The organism is Rickettsiales bacterium, assembly GCA_035765535.1.
Taxonomy (GTDB): Bacteria; Pseudomonadota; Alphaproteobacteria; order Rickettsiales; family JABCZZ01; genus JABCZZ01.
In genome coordinates this window covers 356,243-373,010 of record DASTXE010000001.1, presented here as the reverse complement: position 1 = coordinate 373,010, position 16,768 = coordinate 356,243, and the positions used below count along the sequence as shown (strand labels likewise).

10 protein-coding genes are annotated in these 16,768 nt (G+C 51.6%); 3 read left to right on the top strand and 7 right to left on the bottom strand.

Translation table 11 applies throughout. The annotated features are described in order from the left end of the window. Genes VFT64_01825 through VFT64_01810 form a run of 4 tightly spaced genes read right to left on the bottom strand, consistent with a single transcriptional unit; the run spans window position 1 to window position 6,652 of the window. Window positions 1-1,986 carry a hypothetical protein gene (locus VFT64_01825; GenBank protein ID HEU5046561.1) on the bottom strand — a complete coding sequence of 662 codons (1,986 nt, stop codon included), beginning with the start codon at window positions 1,984-1,986 and terminating at the stop codon, window positions 1-3. Then, the gene (locus VFT64_01820) at window positions 1,986-3,947 is read right to left on the bottom strand and encodes a type IV secretion system protein (GenBank protein HEU5046560.1); all 1,962 of its coding nucleotides are present in this window, start codon (window positions 3,945-3,947) and stop codon (window positions 1,986-1,988) included. Before VFT64_01820 ends, VFT64_01825 begins: the two co-directional genes overlap by 1 nt. Next, a complete protein-coding gene (locus VFT64_01815; protein HEU5046559.1) occupies window positions 3,944-6,346 on the bottom strand; it encodes a VirB4 family type IV secretion/conjugal transfer ATPase in 2,403 nt (800 codons plus the stop codon). The genes VFT64_01820 and VFT64_01815 overlap by 4 nt, the downstream gene beginning before the upstream one ends. Window positions 6,347-6,349: 3 nt before the next feature. Then, window positions 6,350-6,652, bottom strand: coding sequence for a VirB3 family type IV secretion system protein (locus VFT64_01810; GenBank protein ID HEU5046558.1), 303 nt, complete (start codon window positions 6,650-6,652; stop codon window positions 6,350-6,352). Between the two features lie 403 nt (window positions 6,653-7,055). Between VFT64_01810 and VFT64_01805 the strand changes: the two genes are divergently transcribed. Genes VFT64_01805 through VFT64_01795 form a run of 3 tightly spaced genes read left to right on the top strand, consistent with a single transcriptional unit; the run spans window position 7,056 to window position 10,674 of the window. Next, entirely contained in the window at window positions 7,056-8,612 is a 1,557-nt protein-coding gene (locus tag VFT64_01805; protein HEU5046557.1) for a PAS domain S-box protein, read from the top strand. 2 nt (window positions 8,613-8,614) lie between these two features. Then, window positions 8,615-9,085, top strand: coding sequence for a response regulator (locus VFT64_01800; protein HEU5046556.1), 471 nt, complete (start codon window positions 8,615-8,617; stop codon window positions 9,083-9,085). After that, a complete protein-coding gene (locus tag VFT64_01795) occupies window positions 9,082-10,674 on the top strand; it encodes a response regulator (protein HEU5046555.1) in 1,593 nt (530 codons plus the stop codon). Before VFT64_01800 ends, VFT64_01795 begins: the two co-directional genes overlap by 4 nt. 91 nt (window positions 10,675-10,765) lie before the next feature. Here VFT64_01795 and VFT64_01790 read toward each other — a convergent pair whose 3' ends face one another. From VFT64_01790 to gltB, 3 genes are all read right to left on the bottom strand, one after another. Further along, complete coding sequence (locus VFT64_01790) at window positions 10,766-11,644, bottom strand: hypothetical protein (GenBank protein HEU5046554.1); 879 nt, start codon at window positions 11,642-11,644, stop codon at window positions 10,766-10,768. Between the two features lie 84 nt (window positions 11,645-11,728). Then, window positions 11,729-12,160, bottom strand: coding sequence for an EVE domain-containing protein (locus VFT64_01785; protein ID HEU5046553.1), 432 nt, complete (start codon window positions 12,158-12,160; stop codon window positions 11,729-11,731). 13 nt (window positions 12,161-12,173) lie between these two features. Then, window positions 12,174-16,679, bottom strand: a complete 4,506-nt coding sequence (gene gltB / locus VFT64_01780; protein ID HEU5046552.1) for a glutamate synthase large subunit — start codon at window positions 16,677-16,679, stop codon at window positions 12,174-12,176. Window positions 16,680-16,768 lie beyond the last annotated feature (89 nt).

Here is a 16,768-nt window from a genome sequence, read left to right as displayed (position 1 = left end):
TCACCGTTTTAAAAGACTGTTGCCGATACTTCTGAGTGCCGACTTCGCACCAGCCTTCGATGCTCTGCCGACATCTCTCATCCCCTGTCCTTTCGCCATCTGGCCAGCGGACTTTGCCGCCCCTTTGACACCGCCGCCAATGGATTTGACTGCGCCTCCGGCACCACCCGCCAGCGACTTCAATGCGCCGGTACCACCGCCTGCCAGCGACTGGGCTGCTCCCTTGATATCGCCTTTCGCTGCCGACTTGGCTGCACCTGCACCACCTTTTACGATAGAACCGATAGCTCCCATGCCGCCGCGTGCCATGGATTTGGCTGCGCCTGCGCCGCCACCCGCCAGCGACTTGCCCATTCCTTTCAGGTTCCCCTGTCCGCCGCCCTTCAACAGGGTGGATTGCATGGAGCCTTTCATTGCATCGCCGCCCGATTTAACCGCACGCACTATGGCTGCTTCCATCGGTACCTGCGCCATTCTCATTAATCCTATTCCCACTGTGATCGTCATGCGCTCTGCCATTTCCGGGATCTTCTTCATCAGCTCCATCAATACGAAAGTAATAATGATAAAGGCAAATAATGTAATAAAAAACTGCTGCAGCGGGAAATGCACCAGCTTGGGAACTTTAAAGAAAAAGCCAGTGATGCTGTTGACGACCGCATTAATCGCATCTTCCAGCAAATTGATTACAAAATTGAGCCCGTCTACCGCATCGTGCAATGCTGTAGTTACGCCATTGGTCGGTTTTACATTAGGGATCTTCCAATGCAGGTTAAGCACCGGAACAATGGGCTCCCACTTAATGCATCCCGTAATGTTCCCGCCGCAGCTTGCCAATAACTGCGGGAATGAGCAGACGCCGCTGCCATTGCCAAGGTCGGGATTGTCCTGATTACCGGCAGCATACTCCGCATAAGGCTGCGCGTTACACCTTGCCTGGGTACCATCGGCAAAAACATATGCGCCGTTTGCCGTCGGCGTATCGGGCTGCGAGGAGAACGAACCGTATATGAACTGGTAATCGGTCATCATGAAGAAGGAAAGAAATCCTACCAGGAACAGCGGCTGCATCACTGTGGAGACAATCAGGCTGACCCATTTCCAGAAAATACCTTTCGTATACTCGCTATCAAACGCAAATAGCGGAACGATCAGCGCCCCGATAATGATCAGCAGCGCCAGAACGAAGTAAGATAATATATAAGTATAAACGGCTCTCCCCAGCGAAAGCAGTATCATGACAAATAATGTTATCGCGAGAACAATGACGGCCACTCCCAATCCCCCCGAGAATAGGGCCGCTATCAGAGCCAGAATGATAGCGGCTGCCGCAAATGTCAGGCCGGCAGTGCCGCCCAGCAATCCTTCAAATATACAATCGAATGCCTGCCAGACTGAATATTCCTGCTGGTTAACGCCCGCGGGCAATGCTGCGAACTGCGCACTGCAATGCTGAGTAATTTTGGTAAACCCGAGCGAAACGAACGAGACGAGTTCCCCGGCAAAGTCTACCGCCGCGCCGTATATACCGCTGCCGGAGGCAGAATTATATAGCTGCGTCTGCCCGGCTGCACCGAGATTGGCGCACAGAAACAACACAAACGCTATCCTGAAGAGCAGCCCCGAACTTTCCTTTAAAAGCTCTTCCACATTTACCGTGGCAAGCTTAGTGCCATACAGTGCAATTGCCAGCGTAATCGCCGCCCATTTATAGGCCGTCAGAAACTGTATTACCTGCGTCAAATAGCCGAGATGGCCGGCCCCCATGATATTGGTAATATGACTTCCGGTCAAAGCATCCGTAATCGAAGAGCGGACACAGAACACTAATGCAACGGTGAATCCTTTTACGTCATTACCTGCGCTATCCTTACAGATGGCTGCTTGTGCGTCCTGCAGAAAGCCAAGCGAAAACAACACTACAAGCGCACATAATGCACCCGACAGCATATTGAACAGCTTTCTATTTCCAGAACGACCGACCATTATTGCTTCTGCTTGCCTCCGCCTTTGTCGCCACCTTTATCGCCGCCACCTCCGCCGCCGCCAAGTGCCCCGCCGAGGCCACCACCCGCGCCACCTGCACCACCCAATGCACCACCTAGACCGCCGCCAGCTCCACCTGCGCCACCGAGCGCACCGCCAAGGCCACCACCCGCGCCACCGGCTCCGCCGAGCGCACCGCCCAGACCGCCGCCGGCTCCACCAGCGCCCCCGAGAGCTCCACCAAGGCCGCCACCGCCGCCCTGTCCGCCTTTATCACCACCTTTATCTCCGCCTTCGCCCTCACCTTTGGCCATATCCTTCATTTCATTTGCACGCTTTGCACCTTCTTCAGCCGTCTTCTGCAGCGCGGCCTTTCCAGCCCCCAGCGCAGCGCCATGTATTCCGCCCGTCTTAGCACCTTCAAGCGCTCCGATTGCAGTTTCCTTTATCAACTCGAGTGCAAATTTGGTTGTCGCTTCCCCAAACACCTGCGCCTTGACTACATTCTTGCCTGCACTCGTGCCCTGCGAGACCAGTTCGCTTGCGAGGTCGGGAATATAGCTCAACAGGCTATACATAATGTAAATCAAAAGGCAGGCCACCAGGAACGCGTATAATATGTCGAATAAATATTGTGCCGGGGTTTTCTGCTGCCCCTGATTCCAGGACATATTATTCAAATCCGCTTCATTGCTCCATGTCGAGAATTTAAACATCGAGGAGTGGAACCAGGAGCGGTATTGCATTGCCTGGATACCGTTATCCTTGGCCGTATTGCCGAGCATACCTGAATCTGTCTTATTAGCAGCAGTCGTCTGCGCATCGTCCGTTCCCACCAGGGCATATATATGCTCATAGTTACTGCAACCGGTACCGGAATTGCCCGTGTCGTTTTGTCCGTGGTCGTCCTGGGTGGGTTTATCAGGGCATTTTATGCGATTAGCCGGACTTACGGCAGGATTATCCGGGCTCATACCGGCAACATCCTTCTGCCCGAATATTTCATGATAGATGGAATATTGCCCCGATATGACGCTCATATCCAGGGCCACGAACATCATGCCCATATAGCCATACATGAGCACCGGAATAAGCACATAGGCCAGGCACAAGGCCAGCCATTTCTGGAAGAAATGGAATGTATTCTTGAAAAACATCAGGGGGACGAAGAGATAGCCCAGCGCGAACATCAGGGACAATGAAATGACTGCCATAAGGTAAATCTGGGCAAAGCGTGCGATGGTAAAAAATAGCGTCACCATTAAATAGATAAACGCAAACGCCACCACAATTCCAACCCCGGCCGTCGTCACAACGACAAGCCCTATGATAAGCAGCAATCCTATTCCCCCAGCCCCCGCCAGCCAGACCATAAGACAGTCGAATCTTTGCCACAGGTCGGGTTTCGTACAGAATAATCCCCCCGCCTTGTTCACCACATCATTGATGATCTGATTCAGGTTCAACATGATTTGCAGCATGTAATTATAAATTACGGGCGCTTCGGCCAGGAAGAAATACACCCCGGCAATCTTGAATAAGATCGTAAATGTATCGCCCTTGACGTTCTGGGCATCCCCCATCATTAATTTATACCCGAACCAGGCAATCAGAAATGTCGCCATGGCCGTTATGGCCGGCATGAAAAAGCTCTTGGTGTTTTTCATGAAATTGATGGTCGCTGTCGGGATCAGTCCAGTGGTCGTAGGCGGTGCACCATATTGTGTGCCGAACGGGTCCGTCGGCTGCATCTGGGGATCGGGATCGGTAAAACACCTCATCAGAGGATTGAAGAATTGCCAGGGGTTTGCCTGACGCAATTGGTCGCAGTTGGCCAGGTCGGCCCTGGCCGGGGCGGCAAACATCCCTGCCACCACAACGGCCAGCAACGCCATAATAATGACCCGCCAACTCCCCATTTTCAGCACCAGACCAGAATTTCCCTCGGCGGCAGCCTTCATAACTCCCGCACCCTTTGCTGGAATATCGGAAGCCAGATTGCCGGGTCGTCCCCGTATTCATTCAGCACTTCGTCCAATATACCAACAGTTTCCGCACGTCCTGAAAGCACGCTTATAATATCGTCCATCCCGGAGAGGTCGATTCGGGCGACCACCACGTCCTTACCCTGTTTCACCAGGAAGAAGCGCGATCCGGGGTCCGTACTTTTGAGCAGATTGAATTCCCGTTCGGAAAGCATGAAGGCTTTGCGGTATACATCCGTAGCCTTGGGGTTGGGCAGGAATATCTGTGTTGCGGTCTGCTGCACCAGCGTATCGCTGATGGAACTGTTAGTGGCGTCTTCTACGCTCTGTGTAGCGAAGATCACCATTGCATTCAGCTTACGCAGGGTTTTCAGCCAGTCCTTAATCCTGCTGGCAAAGATCGGATTATCGATAAGCGCCCAGGCTTCGTCCAGTACGACGATGGTCGGTGTGCCATCCAGTGAAAGATTGATCTTATGGAACAGGTAGAGCAACACCGGCGCAAGCGTGGCCTTATTGTTGAGCACCGGCCCCATTTCAAAGCCGAACACAGCAGCGTCGCTGAAATCTACCGTATCGTTCAGATTGTCGAATAACTGCGCGTATTGCCCATCGGTATGCCACATTTTGAGGCGGCTTGCGATCGTCCCCGGCGCTTCCATACCAAGGAACGGTGCGATATTACGTAGGATACGGTCTTTGGGATCAAGCTTATAATTGCCCACCACCGCATCTGTAATCTTTTCCATATCTTCTGCCGTGAACGGTTCATCGTTCACCGTGACCATCACCTTTAGCCATTCGCCGATGAAATTGCGGTTCTCCATCGTATCGGGTAATTGCAGCGGGTTGAAGTTACAACGCTCGCCCGGCTCGATAATGTTATAATTACCGCCCAGCGCACGAATAAAAATTTCCGCACCACGGTCCTTATCGAAGAAGAAAAGCCTGCAGCGGAATTTCTGCGCCTGTGCACACAGGAAGTTCATCAATACGGTTTTACCGGCGCCGGTAGGACCGATAATCGTTGTATGGCCCACATCACGCAGGTGGAAGTTAAAGAAGTAAGGCGTGCCGGAAGACGTATCGAATACCGTTACGGCGTCTCCCCAATGGTTATTGGCCATGCGCCCGGTGGGATAATTATGGAGCGATGCAAAGCCTGAAAGGTTCAGCGTGTTAATTTCAGCCTTACGTCCGACAAAGCTGAAATTGGCCGGAAGCTGTGCCCAGAAGCACTGTTCCATAATCATCTTTTCACGGATTGGATTGATGCCGACGTTAATCAGTTCGGATGTCGCCATCGATACCGCATCGTCAAGCCGTTCAAGGCTTTCTTCCAGACACATGATGGTCAGGTGATGCCTTCCGAAGGCTGCATGTCCGCTTTGCGCCATATCCAGCGCATCGCTGATTTCAATGACCTGGGAAACACCGGCATCGTTGGATTGGATCATACGGCGCTGGCGCAGCTGCATATTGCTGATGCTGGTCTGGCGGTTGGTGAAAACAAAGGACTGGCTGACGATGAATTCGTGGGGCAGCTGCAGAAACGCATCCATAATGCCTGCAGCCGTCGCATTCGAATATTCCTTGATGCTGATCATAGCGGCATAGCGCTTCTTGGTAAGGCCGCGGATCTCAATAGCGTCCCTGCCGAAATACAGGCGCTGCATCATCAGGTTATGTGAGATGTCGCCGGGCGTCACCTGAATAGGCTGGCTCACACCGCAATTGACGATCTTGCTCAGGAACTCCAGAGGCTCCGAGAAAACACCGCCATCCCTTTCGTAAATGCTGAGCTGTCTTGCCCCATAATCGCGGAAGCTGGCGAGAATACGATGCGAGACGTCCGTCAACTCCTTATGCGCTTCACGCATGCTTTCCGTTTTGGAAGACTTGTTTGTGCTATCGCTGATCTTGTTGAAATAGTGCGCGAGCTTCGCCGCACCTTCCGTATCTGCCTTACGTACCACGGTGATGTATAACTCGTTTACATACGAGTCCATCGAATGGTGCTTCTGTTTCCATTTGTCGTTCACCGCGCGCGCAAAACCGGGCGCAAACTCCCCTCCGGGGAATGCGCTTTTACGACGCCTGATGATATGAAACCAGATAGCCAGCGTACCATCTGCCATACTTTTGAGCAGCGAATTACGCACCATTTTCTTCATGTCGAGATCTTCGTCGTCCGAAGTTTCGAACGAGAAGCCATCTACCTTGATAAACTGGACAAGCTCGCCATCTTTCGTGATGATAGTCTCATCATTATAATGGTGCAGGTAGGGTATGAAATTCGCTACCGGATATTCCTTTCTGGAATAAGCCGCTTTGGCAGTTGCACGGCGCTTTAGTTTCAGCTTCGGTTTCAGCATCATTTAAAACACATCATATGAGTTAGTATAACCGTGGAACGGGCGGTTCTGACATCTCGTTCCCTTACTGCAACGCAGAATGATCAATTCAATCGCCAGCGGTTCCTTGAGACATAGCAGATATCCCACAGCATGGACAGATGGCGCTACAAAGAACAACACGATAAAATTGGACGTATTGATGAATGCGATCAGACAAGTCAGAGCATTAAGCACGAAAAACATATAGCTTACACCCATTACCATCGGCGGGCGCGCCAACCCCTGAAAAAGCGGATCCGCTTGTAGACGTCCTGACTCAGACATACGTTATCTCCCTGATATAATTCCGGTTTGTTGCGCTGATCGCACTGACTTCATAAAATTCTTTAACGACCAGCTTCTTAGCACCTAGAACTATATCACAACTTTGTTTCATTTTTTTGACAGTATCCGGTAAAAATCACAATATAAAAAAATAACTCCGCACGGACAGTCAAAGACTTGTGCCATAATTATCACGATGGGGTTAATTTTAGATTAAAAACACGCCAGGGTTTAGCGCGCACTCGTATTTTTTATATCGTTCTCAATATGGAACATATTGATAAATATGTAACATATTCGGAAAAAGCGGCGTATATTCATACTGACCAGTCGTATTTACATATTGTAGTCCAATCATAAATTGTGTAAAAATCTCCACCGCACAATCAAAACGGATGTCTGCATGATTCAGGCGATTGCCGATTTCTTTCGCTCCAGTGATTTTCTGCCCCATGGGCATTGTTTTCTATGGCAGCCAAGTATTTTATGGCTGCATATTTTTTCCGATGCCGGGATCGCCTTCGCTTATTATGCCATTCCATTCTGGCTCATCTATTTTGTACGAAAGCGACAAGACGTTCCTTTTCAGGCCGTCTTCCTGTTATTCGGTGCCTTCATTCTTTTATGCGGTACTACACATATCATGAGTATATGGGTCATATGGCACCCGGATTACGCAGTGGAGGGCGTAATTAAGGCAATGACGGCAGCCGCTTCGATTTCGACTCTTTTTATCATGAGTTCCCTGATGCCCAAAGCCCTGCAATTACCCAGCACTGCCCAGCTTGAACATGTCAATGCACAGCTTCATAATGCGAACAGGGAACTGGAGGTTCTCTATAAACGGTCCAGGGAAAGCGGTGAATCCCGCTTGAGAGCAGTAGTAGATAACGTCAATGACGGTATTATTACGACCGACGAGACGGGACAGATCGAGAGTTTCAACAAGGCATGCGAAAAGATTTTCGGGTACCGCGCAGAAGAGGTCATAGGTCAGAACCTGAATATCCTGATGCCGGAACCTTATCACAATGAACATGATAATTATTTAAAACACTATCTCGATACAAAAGAGGCTAATATCCCTGGAACCGGTCGTGAGGTTAAGGCAAAGCGCAAGGATGGCTCGATTTTCCCGATCGACCTTTCGGCCAGCGTTTATATGCTGGAAGGAAAGCAGCATTTTTCAGGGATCATACGCGATATTACCGAACGGAGGGCAACCGAGGCCCGTCTTTTAAAATATATGGGCCAATTGGAGCGCAGCAATAAAGAGTTGGATGAATTCGCTTATATTGCCTCACATGATTTGAAGGAACCCCTGCGCGGTCTTTATAATAACGCGCGTTTTCTGCAGCAGGACTACCACAATAAACTGGATGCGGAAGGTGCCAGACGCCTGCAGCGTCTTGAATATCTCAGTAAGCGTATGGAACGCCTGGTGAATGACCTGCTTTACTTCTCACGCCTCGGCCGTCAGGAACTGGCTGTGAAGGCTACGGATCTGAATCTCGTGATCAAAGACATTGAAAGCATGCTGGATACGGAGATGCAGCATCATCTTAAGCTTGTCGTTCCCAAGCCCCTGCCAACCATTGTGTGCGATACCCTGCGTATTACCGAGCTTTTTCGTAACCTGATTGCCAATGCCATTAAATATAATGACAAGGAAACGAAGATCATCGAAATAGGCTTTCTGGATCGCGTGGATACCGCTAAAGGCCCCGAGCAGGACGTGTTCTATGTGCGGGATAACGGTATCGGCATTGACCCGGAATTTCATGAAGATGTATTCGGCATGTTCAAGCGCCTGAATGAGGAAGATGACAATAAGAAAGGCACCGGTGTGGGCCTGACCTTCGTGCGCAAGATTGTGGAACGTCACGGCGGCAGAATCTGGCTGGAATCCATCCCCGGCCAGGGCAGCGTATTTTATTTCACTATTACACAAAGGGAATGACAATGGGACAGGCGAAAAATGCCAAGAATGCCACCATCCTGCTGGTTGAAGATAGCGAAGACGATTATGAAGCTACCATGCGCAGTTTTAAAGCAGCGCATATGAAGAACCCCGTGCAATGGTGCAAAAGCGGAAAAGACGCCATGACTTACCTGCAGAAAAGCGAATATTATCTCAATAACGGTATCAAAGGCGTTAACCCCGGTCCGGGACTGGTGCTGCTGGATTTGAACATGCCGGGTATCGACGGTAGAAAAGTGCTCCACCTCATCAAACAGGATGAATGGCTGAAAAAAATCCCGGTCATTGTGCTCACAACCTCGGCAGATGCTAAAGATGTGGAACAATGCTACACGCTTGGCGCCAGCACTTATATTCAGAAACCTGTTAATTTCGACGGTTTGATCGATGCCGTTACCCGCATTAAGGAATATTGGTTTGAAATAGCGTTATTGCCCGGAGAATCCTCATGAATGACCTGATGAATCAGAAACTTTGCGTTTTAGTGATTGATGACAATATCGACGATCGTATTCTGTGCCAGAGAGAGCTTCGCCATGCGTTTGGCGACAATGTAACCGTGCTTGAAGCTGGCAGCGGTGATTCCGGATTAGAAGCCATTGAGACTTACCAGCCCGACTGCGTATTACTGGATTATTCGCTGCCCGGCAGGAATGGCGTTGAAGTGCTTAAGCGTATCCGGGCACGCAATGCCCATATTCCTGTTATCATCCTCACCGGCCATGGCAATGAAGGCGTTGCCGTAGAGGCTATGAAGGAAGGCGCGCAGGATTATATCACGAAATCCACCATCGCAGCCGATACAATGCAGCGCATTATTCCGATGGCTGTCGAACATGGCGAGATGCAGAAACGTATCGATGATCAGCGTAATTCACTGGAAATATTTACCCGCGCCCTGGCGCATGACCTTAAAGAGCCAATGCGCACGATACAATCCTTTACCGCTATGATTCTGGAGAACTGGAATTCACCCGATAAAATGCAGAAATATTTCCGCTTTATCCAGGATGCCACCAGCCGCATGACCATGCTGATCGATACCGTGTTTCTCTATACGCAGCTGGATGCGGAGGAACAGGTGCAGATGGAAACACTGGATATGATCCGGGTGCTGAAAGATACAAAAGAGAATCTCAACCACCTCATCAGCGAATACGGCGCAGAGATTACGGTAGGAACCCTGCCCTACGCCTATGCCAACAGAATCCAGATACTTCAGGTATGGCAGAACCTGCTCAGCAACGCCATTCGCCATGGCGGCCCGAATGTGCATATCCGTATCGGTGCCGGTGAACATGACGGTCACTGGCTCTTCAGCGTCAGCGATGACGGCCCGGGCATTGATCCGCAATATTATGCCAAGGTTTTTATGCCTTTCAAACGGCTTTCGGATGTTAAAGAACAGGGAGCGGGGCTTGGGCTTGCCATCTGCAAAAAAATTGTCGAACTGCATGGCGGCACCATCTGGTGTGAGCCTAATGAAGAAGGCGGCACAAGCTTTATGTTCACTTTACCCAAAGCTCAGCCCGATGCCGTTCAGATGCAGGCTGTCGCCATTCCGAGCCGTGCAGAAGAGCTGGAAGCAGTCGATATCGAGAAACTGGCAACTATCCTGCTTGTGGACGACCGCAAATCCGACATCGAGTTGACCAAGATCATCCTCATGGATAATGCGCGCATGCAATGCAAGATGCTTGTGGCCAATGACGGTCAGGAGGCGCTCTCAACCCTACGCCGGGAAGTGATGGAAGGACGCAGCGTGGATCTGGTACTGCTCGATATCAATATGCCGGGTATAGATGGGTTTGAGGTGCTGGAATATATACGCTCCAGTGGTGACCTGAAGCATATCCCCGTTATCATGTGCACGGGTTCCACCTATGACGAGGATCGCAGACGGGCTGAAGAACTGGGGGCAGACGGCTATCTTGTAAAACCAGTCTGTTTCGAGCGGCTGGCAGAGATTGTCCAGAACATTAATAACGTCAGCCTTTCCGGGGCTGGGGACGGTTATCTGCTGCTGCGCCGGGCGGGATAAAACAGCAGATCTACTACCATCTGGAAGCTTCCTTTCCTGCGGGCTCTCAAAGCATGCCGCACTGATGCGCTTTGCGATACCCAGAGATTACCTACCGCCCTCTCCTCTGGTCGCCTTCTTCATTTCGCCTTCTGCGCTCTTCTTCCTCTAATTTTGCTCTGAGCTGCCTTCCTGCCTGCCGCTCGCGGCTTAAGTCAAACTTTCCTTTGTATTGGTCAAGCACCTCCCCAATTACTTCATCGCTGTACCCTGACTTTCGGAGATCTTCAAAAGTTACTCGCGCTCTTTCTTCGGCAAATTTTCGCTGGTCGGGATCAGTAACATTCCGCTGCATTTCTGCAATCCAGCGCTCTTCCTGACTCCCCTGTGGACGACGGGACGATGAAGTCCTGTCAACCCACCCTCCAGAAGAACGCGCGCTCGTATTTTTATATCTTTGTTCTATGTCAGATGTTAGTTCTCCCGCCTGCTGTAATTTCTCGAAAGACTGCTTGTCTCCTGCCGCCGCGTTTTTTTTAAGGCGCCTGCGTTCCCATGGAGAAATTCTAGGCGTATCACTAGCCGCCCGCGTGTTTTTATTGCGTGCCTCATCATATTTTCTTTGATCCGCACCATTAACCCGGTTACGGCCTTTCAGAATCGCATAGGCTTCGGGATCTCCTTCATCCCGCATCGCTCTCCTCAATCTGCTTTCGGGCCAACGGTCCTTGCCAGAAGGAGTATTACCTCCGGACGGTTTTCCGCGTCCCGCAGAATTTCCTCTGCCTGAAGAAGATGCATCCGTCGCTGCTTTTAATTCCGCCTTCCTTTTAGTAGCAGTGTTTAGAATCCCTTTCAGAGTACCCTGATTTTTTGCAGACGTGATTTCTTTCAGGCGCTTTTCTGCTGCCTCAATACGCGCAGGATCATTCGTATGATGAATTTCCACCCGCAACTGGCGGTCATTCATATCCTCTATTTTCTTAGCCATACGTAGCCACTTACATCAGCACAAATGTGCTGACAATATTACCCTCCATTTCTTAAATTATTGTTAACTTCTTAGCCTGCAGGGCTATTTTATTCCGCCCATTTTGCAGATAAGCTTCCATTCTTCGGCAGTTACGGGCTGTACGGAAAGGCGAGCGGACGTGACGAGCGACATTTTAGCAAGGCGTTCCTCCGCCTTGATCTGTGCGAGGGTTACCAGTTTGGGAACGGGCTTCACGGCTTTGATATCCACCACAACCCAGGGCTCACCCGGTTCTGCCGTAGGATCAGGATAATGCTCGCGGATTACCTCAACAATCCCTACGATTTCCTTGCCCTCATTGGAGTGATAGAAAAAGCCCTGGTCGCCTTTGCGCATTGCCATGAGCTGCTGTTTCGCAAGATGATTGCGCACGCCATCCCAGAACGTACCCTTTGCACCAGCTTTTACCTGCATATCCCAAGACCATTTGAACGGTTCGGACTTAAATAGCCAGTAATTTTTCTTTTCGCTCACCCTGTTCCTCTCTCTAAGCAGCAGCCTGCAATGGCTGTTCCAGACGTTCCACCATCTCCTTGGGGCATACCTGCCAGAACCGCGCGAGGCTGGCGTGCCAGTGTTTTAATATATCCTTTGCATAGGCAGAGTCGGTCTCCGTTGCATGTTCTTCTATCAGCGTGCGCAGCTTTCCTTCCCAATAAGGTGAAGCAAGGCGCTGGAAGACGACTGTTTCAGGGTTTACCCTTGCTGCGAAATTATTATTTGTATCATATACAAATGCCATGCCGCCCGTCATTCCGGCGGCGAAATTGTCTCCCACCTGCCCCAGTATGACGGCCATACCGCCTGTCATATATTCGCAGCCATTGGAACCGCAGCCCTCCACCACAGTCATTGCACCGCAATTGCGTACAGCGAAGCGCTCGCCCGCCTCTCCTGCCGCAAAAAGCTTTCCTGATGTTGCCCCGTATAACACCGTGTTGCCGATAATCGTATTCTCGTGCGCTGAGAGCGTAGAAGAGGCGGAAGGTTTCAGGCTGATGGTGGCGCCAGAGAGTCCTTTGCCGACATAATCATTTGCATCACCCATGACGCATATTTTTACGCCCTGCACGGCGAAAGCTCCGAGCGACTGTCCTGCCGAGCCATGAAGATCCAGCACTACCTGATCAGGCGGCACTTCCGTCCCTGCAAAGCGTTTCAGCATGATAGATGAAAGGCGCGTTCCTATTGCACGCTGGGTATTGTGCACGTCATAGCGGAGGCGGATTTTCTCTCCCGTTTGCAGCGCCTGCTGCGCTTCCTGAATAATACGGGCGTCAAGCGTATCCGGCACTTCGTTACGGCCCGAGAGCGAGAAACGGCGCGCATGCACGCCCGGATCGGCCAGCGAAAGCAGTGGATTCAGATCCAGATCAACCAGATCTTCGCTGCCATAATTAATCTGTGTGAGCAGATCGGTGCGGCCGATGATCTCATCGAGTGTCGTATAGCCTAACTTTGCGAGAATTTCGCGTATCTCTTCGGCTACGAAGCTGAACAAGTTGATAACATGCTCCACCTTGCCCTCAAACCGCTTGCGCAAATCCGGGTCCTGCGTCGTGATACCGACCGGACAGGTGTTATTATGGCATTGGCGCACCATAAGGCAGCCCATCGCTACCAGCGCCGCAGTGCCGAGCGCGTATTCCTCCGCGCCGAGCATGGCTGCAACCACAATGTCACGCCCTGTTTTCAATCCACCGTCCGTCTGCAGCTTCACGCGATGACGCAAGCGATTGAGCGTCAGCACCTGATTGGCTTCTGCCAGCCCCATCTCCCATGGAATGCCTGCGTGCTTGATGCTGGAAAGCGGGCTTGCGCCTGTGCCGCCGACATGACCGGCGATAACGATCTTGTCCGCCATTGCTTTTGCCACGCCACTTGCAATCGTGCCGATACCGGATTGCGCCACCAGCTTGACCGAAACTGTCGCAGCGGGATTGATCTGCTTAAGATCGAAAATCAGCTGCGCGAGGTCTTCAATTGAATAAATGTCATGATGCGGCGGTGGAGAAATCAGCATCACTCCCGGCGTTGCATGACGCAAGCGCGCGATTTCAGCGGTCACCTTGAAGCCCGGCAACTGCCCACCTTCGCCGGGTTTTGCGCCTTGCGCTACCTTTATCTGCAGCTCCGAAGCGCTATTCAAATATTCCGCCGTTACGCCGAAACGTGCCGATGCGATCTGTTTAATACCGGAATTGGCATTATCGCCATTGGCCCTGGGTTTATAACGCTCCGCCCCTTCCCCGCCTTCGCCGGAATTGGATGCCGCCCCCATACGGTTCATGGCAACGGCCAGCGTCTCATGGGCTTCCGGCGACAATGCGCCAAGCGACATGGCAGGTGCAATAAAGCGTTTGCGGATAGCCGCGGTCGGCTCCACTTCTGCAAGTTCAATCTCTTTTCGGTCGGAGCTGAATCCTAAAAGATCGCGCAGTGCAATAGGCGGCTCATCCGCGATGATTTTGCTGAACTGTTTATACAGGCTATAATCACCGGTTACACAAGCTTTTTGCAACAGGCTGATCGCCTCCGCCTGCCATGCATGTGTCTCCTCCCGCGCCCGGAAGCGATAGAAACCACCGATAGGCAGTACATTGCCGTTAGCATAAGCTTTATGGTGCAGCTCCAGCACCCTGTTCTGTATACCTTCAAGCCCGATGCCGGAGATACGTGACGGCAGGCTCAGGAAATATTCGCTTACGAGTGCGCGCGACAGGCCGAGCGCCTCAAAATTACAGCCGCCGCGATAGGAACTGACGATGGAAATGCCCATCTTGGACATGATCTTCAAAATGCCGTTTCCTGCCGCTTCTTTAAAGTTATTCAATGCATCAGTAATGGAAAGCTTACCCAGCAGGCCGCGTGCATGGCGGTCGAAAATCGTCGCTTCCGCAAGCCATGGGTTGACCACCGTAGCCCCAACACCAATGAGCACGGCAAAATGGTGCACATCCAAACATTCCGCTGTGCGTACGATAATAGAGGCGCTCTTGCGCAACTTACGGCGCACAAGATGCGTATTAAGCGCGCCGGCTGCCAGAATCATTGGGATGCCTGCATGTTTCTCGTCACGTTTCTTGTCCGTCAGGACAATATACGGCCTCCCGGATTGGATCGCGGACTCGGCTTGTGCAATGACATTATCGATTGCTTTGCGCAATGCCTCTTCTCCACCATCTACGGGAAAAAGCGCATCAATTGTTATTACTTTATCCGCGAAATGTTGGCGCAGTTTTTCCAGCTCCGCATTTAACAACACGGGCGATGAAAGCAGTAAGGTACGGCTATGCGATTCGTCGAACGCCAGGAAATTACCGTTATTACCAAAGCGCGTATTCAGGCTCATCACGCGGCGTTCGCGAAGGCTGTCGATAGGCGGATTCGTGACCTGGCTGAAATTCTGGCGGAAGAAATGGCTGAGGTTGCGGTACTTTCCAGAGAGAATGGCAAGCGGCGTATCATCTCCCATCGAGCCGATTGCTTCCTTGCCGGTTTCCGCCATCGGCTGCAGCACCAGCTCGATATCTTCCGACGTAATACCAGAGGCAATCTGCGCTTTTAGCAGGGCTTCCGGTCTCAGTAATGCTGCATCTGGCGTTTCCACAGGAGGCAGTTCGTCAAAATGCGTAATATTTTTAACCCACTGCGCAAACGGTTCCACGCCAGCCAGCATATCTTTCAGTGCACCGTCGGTGTAGAATATGCCTTCTTTCAGATCCACGCCGATAATGTCACCCGGTCCCAGACGGCCACGTTTTTGGACCTTGGTTTCATCCACTGGCACCATACCGGATTCGGACCCCATGACGAGCAGACCGTCTTCCGTCAAGGAATAGCGCATGGGGCGCAGGCCGTTCCTGTCCATCCCTGCGATTACCCACCTGCCATCTGTTGCCGCAATCGCCGCCGGACCGTCCCATGCTTCAGATATGCAGGCGGTATAGGCGAACATATCCTTGTGCGCCTGCGGCATATCCGACGCCGTAAGCCATGCAGGCGGCACCAGAATCAGTTTTGCGAGCGGTAGCGGCCTGCCTGCGCGCACGAGCATTTCCATGACGGCATCCAGTGCGCCTGTATCGGAAGTGTTCGCCGGAATGACGGGACGCAGATCTTTTTCCATGCCAGCGAATTCCGGGCAGGTCATGGTCATTTCATGGCTTTTCATGAAATTCATGTTGCCTTTGAGCGTATTGATCTCGCCGTTATGCGCGAGGACTCGGAACGGCTGCGCCAGATGCCATGCCGGAGCCGTGTTGGTCGAGAAACGCTGATGGAAAATCGCATAGGAAGAAACGAAGCATACATCCAGCAGATCCGGATAAAATTCCGTCAACTGCTCCGCCTTGAACAACCCTTTATAAATCAGCGACCGGCCTGACAGCGAACAGAGATAGAAATCATTGATCGCCTGAGCGCAGACCGCATTTTCAATGCGTTTACGGATCAGGAAAAGCTTACGCTCGAACTCTTCTTCATTCGCCCTCTCATTACCTGCGATCAGAATCTGTTCGATTTCCGGCCTTGAATCCGCTGCTACATCCCCAATCACTGTGGGATTTACGGGCACCTGACGCCAGCCATAGATGGAAAAGCCGAGGCGCAGCACTTCGCTTTCTACGATTGTCCGGCATTCTTCCTGTGCCTTCATGTTCTTGCGCGGCAGGAATACCATGCCGACTGCAAAGCGGTCGTTCAGCAGCTTCTTGCCGATGCGCGCAAGGTAGGACTCAAAGAATAATTGCGGTATCTGCAGGTGAATGCCTGCACCGTCACCGGTTTTGCCGTCCGCATCCACTGCGCCGCGATGGTAAACGGCTTTGAGCGCACGGATGCCCATTTCCACGACCTCGCGTCTTGGCTTGCCGTCAATGGCCGCTATCAGGCCGACGCCGCAGGCGTCATGCTCCGTATCGGCGCGGTATAGCCCCTGCGCTTCCAGTTTTTCCGCACGTTCGTTCCAGTCCGTTCCCCACATGGGCCACATCTCCGCACCAGGAAAGATTTCTTATTGCACTATCGTATAGGATTATATTAGTTTCAGATATTTCCAAGACAATCCAGAAAAATTTCTAC

Coding starts and splice junctions, on each gene's coding strand:
- VFT64_01810 (HEU5046558.1), bottom strand. CDS start 6,652: ATGTCTGAGTCAGGACGTCTACAAGCGGATCCGCTTTTTCAGGGGTTG.
- gltB (HEU5046552.1), bottom strand. CDS start 16,679: ATGTGGCCCATGTGGGGAACGGACTGGAACGAACGTGCGGAAAAACTG.
- VFT64_01805 (HEU5046557.1), top strand. CDS start 7,056: ATGATTCAGGCGATTGCCGATTTCTTTCGCTCCAGTGATTTTCTGCCC.
- VFT64_01820 (HEU5046560.1), bottom strand. CDS start 3,947: ATGAAGGCTGCCGCCGAGGGAAATTCTGGTCTGGTGCTGAAAATGGGG.
- VFT64_01795 (HEU5046555.1), top strand. CDS start 9,082: ATGAATGACCTGATGAATCAGAAACTTTGCGTTTTAGTGATTGATGAC.
- VFT64_01815 (HEU5046559.1), bottom strand. CDS start 6,346: ATGCTGAAACCGAAGCTGAAACTAAAGCGCCGTGCAACTGCCAAAGCG.
- VFT64_01800 (HEU5046556.1), top strand. CDS start 8,615: ATGGGACAGGCGAAAAATGCCAAGAATGCCACCATCCTGCTGGTTGAA.
- VFT64_01825 (HEU5046561.1), bottom strand. CDS start 1,986: ATGGTCGGTCGTTCTGGAAATAGAAAGCTGTTCAATATGCTGTCGGGT.
- VFT64_01790 (HEU5046554.1), bottom strand. CDS start 11,644: ATGGCTAAGAAAATAGAGGATATGAATGACCGCCAGTTGCGGGTGGAA.